This is a genomic window from Luteibacter sp. P4_D7_3 (assembly GCF_056401735.1).
In genome coordinates this window covers 1-3,210 of sequence record NZ_JBFUIT010000397.1, presented here as the reverse complement: position 1 = coordinate 3,210, position 3,210 = coordinate 1, and the positions used below count along the sequence as shown (strand labels likewise).

The window sequence follows — 3,210 nt, the reverse complement described above, 5'->3', positions numbered from 1 at the left end:
CAATCCGTACCGAGCGATCGTACGAACCCGCAGACGGCGGTCGTCTCCGCGGCTGCACCGGAAATCCAATCGGTGGCCGCTCCGCTGGACGTCGAGGCCCTGCAGGTACTTCGAGACCTGCAACGGCCGGGTCGGCCGGACGTATTGACCCGTGTCATCGACCTTTTTGCGCTCGACGCCCCTCGACTGGTCGCAGCAATGCTCGCGGCCATAGCATCCAATGATGCCGATGCCTTGCGGCACGCTGCCCACACGCTGAAGTCGACCAGTGCGAATGTCGGCGCTTTTTCGCTTTCGACGAACTGCCGTGACATCGAACAGCTCGCGCGTGCCGCCGAGGTCGTTTCGGCGCAGACGCGGGTCGACGATGCCGTTAAGGAACTCGACCGCGTCCTTGCGATGCTTGCACTAGAAAGGACCGTAGCATGACCATAGAAACCCGCGAGTATCCATCCGTCCTCATCGTGGACGACGATCCGATGACCCGCATGCTGGTGGTCGAGGCTTTGGAGCCGGAGGGCTTCAGCGTGCGCGAAGCCGAGAGCGGGACGGAGGGCATCGAAGCTTTTCGTCAGCACCGACCCGACATCATTCTGCTGGACGTCAGCATGCCGGGCATGGATGGATTCGAGTGCTGCAGGCGCATTCGCAAGTTGCCAGGCGGCGAGCGTGTGCCTGTGGTCGTCCTCACCGGCAACGATGATGACGAATCGATCACTAGTGCGTTCGAGGCGGGGGCGACCGATTTCGTGTCCAAGCCGATGCGCTGGAAGCTCCTCGGCTATCGCGTGCGTTACCTACTGCGTTCCAGCGCCGTACTTGACGAGCTCGCCCGCAGCGAAGGCAGCTTGGCCTTCGCCCAGCAACTGGCTCATGTCGGCAACTGGGAGTACGGCAGCACCATGACCAACGGTTCTTGGTCGCCTGAGCTGTATCGGATTCTGGGGTTTGAGGAGGGGAGCATCGTCGCTACCGATGAGGCACTGATGCAATGTGTGTCCGACGAAGACCGCCCCCCCTTGATTCATTCACTCACGCGCCTGCGCGACGAGGGCATCAGGTTCGGGATGGAGCATCGTATCGTGCACAGGGACGGTAGCGAGCGTTTCGTCTTTCAGCAAGCCGAAGCAAACCGCGACCAGGGTAAGATCGTATCACTGCGCGGGACGATACAGGACATCACTGAGCGCAAGATGCACGAGGCGCAGATCGAGTTCATGGCCAACCACGATGCACTCACCGGCTTGCCGAACCGCAACCTGCTGAGCGATCGCATCGCGCAGGCGATCGCCCGCGCGCAGCGCGACGGCCGCCGTGTCGGGGTCATGATTCTCGACCTGGACCGGTTTAAATTCATCAACGACAATTTCGGGCATCACGTCGGCGACGACTTGCTCAAGGCAGTGGCGGCACGACTAAAGGCGACTGTACGCGAGGTCGATACCGTGGCGCGCCTGGGAGGCGATGAGTTCGTCATCGTGCTGTCGTCGATGACCCATCCGGGCGACGGCGAGATTACCGCGCAGAAAGTCCTCGACGCGTTTGTCCCACCTATCCTGTTGGAGGGGCACGAGCTACATGTGAGGACAAGTATTGGCATCAGCGTATTCCCGGAGGATGGCCTTAGCGCCGAGATGCTTCTGAAGACCTCCGATGCCGCGTTGTACGTCGCCAAGGACAAAGGGAGAAACTGCTTCCAGTTGTATACCCCCCAAATGGGTGTCCAGGTGGAAGAGCAGGCCGAGTTGGTCAATGCGCTGACCCAGGCCGTGATGCGTAACGAACTGGAAATTCACTACCAGCCAAAAGTGGACCTCAAGAGTGGGGTGGTCAGCGGCGTTGAGGCCTTGTTGCGCTGGCGGCGACCGGGCATAGGACTGATCTCGCCGGACATCTTCATTCCACTGGCGGAGTTGACGGGCCTCATCATCCCGATCGGCGAGTGGGTGTTGCGCAGCGCGTGCATCCAGGCGAAAGCCTGGCACGATGCGGGCCACACAGACCTGACCATGGCAGTCAACATCTCGGCGCGGCAGTTTCGGCTGGACAATGTGCAGGACCTCGTTCGTGCAGCGCTTGCCGACAGCGGGCTGGATGCGGCATTTCTTGAGCTGGAGCTCACTGAGAGCGTACTCATGCACGACAAGGAAACCGCGGTCAAAGCATTGAAGGAACTGAAGGAGATTGGTGTCGTGCTGACACTTGACGACTTCGGCACGGGTTACTCGAGCCTTTCCTATCTGAAGGAGTTCCCGATCGACGTGATCAAGATCGACAAGTCATTCATCAACGACGTAGCCAGCAGCGCTGACGGCGCATCGCTTGCCCGATCGATCATATCGATGGCGGAATCCTTGCACATGACCACGGTTGCCGAAGGCGTGGAGACGGAAGAGCAACTGACCTTTCTCAATACCAATCGGTGCGACAGGATGCAGGGCCACTATTTTAGCCGAGCATTACCGGCCAGCGAAATGAATGCTCTGCTCGGGGCACGAACGCGCCTCCCTTGGGACAGTTGCCGTCGCGTCCCGCCAATCCGCATCCTCGACCTGCCCGAGGTTTCAGCTCATCTGATGCAGTGATGGGTCGACGAACTGGCCGCGCCGCGGCCGCGACTGACGTTATCGTCCGGCTGACGACTTTTAGCCGTCTGTGGGCCGGACCTGTACCTCATTCGGGGCGCAAAGGGCCAGGGTCGCGAGCGACAACGAGTTCCAGGAGAAATGCGACTGACGAACTTGCGCTGGCGGGCTGTCGACACGAGGCTATGTGACGGCGGTCGCAGTGGGGTCCTCCACCTTCCCAACGGGTCGTCGCTCCCTTAGGCTGCGGGTTTACCTTGTTCGAGAGCACGAGGTTGCATAGGAAACTGCCTGCAGAGATCGCTTCGTCGTTGGAATCGTATATTGAAGCGAACCTCGACGAGCGCCTCACGGTCCGCGGACTGGCCGCTCTTGCGGGTATGGCTCTCCCTGAGTTCTATCTTGCGTTCGCCGGCAGCTTCAATCGGACGCCTGTGGCTTACATTCGCGACAGACGGATCGAGGAAGCGCAGCGCCTGCTGTTGAATCCGGGTCTAACCGTCACCGAAATCGCCTATAGCCTCGGTTTCGCCGACGGTAATGCAATGGGGATGTGCTCCAAGAGGCACGTCGGCTGTTCCCCGACCGAATGGCGACGCTCGCGCGAGGGCAGTCCGCACTAGCG

The 3,210-nt window shown here is 60.6% G+C and carries 3 protein-coding genes; all 3 read left to right on the top strand.

What is annotated here, in order from left to right; all coding sequences use genetic code 11:
- Nucleotides 1–429 (top strand): Hpt domain-containing protein (locus AC1DSN_RS20510; protein WP_477332530.1); only part of this gene is annotated, 429 nt, incomplete at its 5' end.
- Nucleotides 426–2,585, top strand: coding sequence for a two-component system response regulator (locus tag AC1DSN_RS20505; RefSeq protein ID WP_477332528.1), 2,160 nt, complete (start codon nt 426–428; stop codon nt 2,583–2,585). The genes AC1DSN_RS20510 and AC1DSN_RS20505, both read left to right, overlap by 4 nt.
- Before the next feature lie 257 nt (nt 2,586–2,842).
- On the top strand, nt 2,843–3,208 hold the full coding sequence (locus AC1DSN_RS20500; RefSeq protein WP_477296108.1) for a helix-turn-helix domain-containing protein: 366 nt from the start codon (nt 2,843–2,845) through the stop codon (nt 3,206–3,208).
- Nucleotides 3,209–3,210 lie beyond the last annotated feature (2 nt).

Coding starts and splice junctions, on each gene's coding strand:
- AC1DSN_RS20505 (WP_477332528.1), top strand. CDS start 426: ATGACCATAGAAACCCGCGAGTATCCATCCGTCCTCATCGTGGACGAC.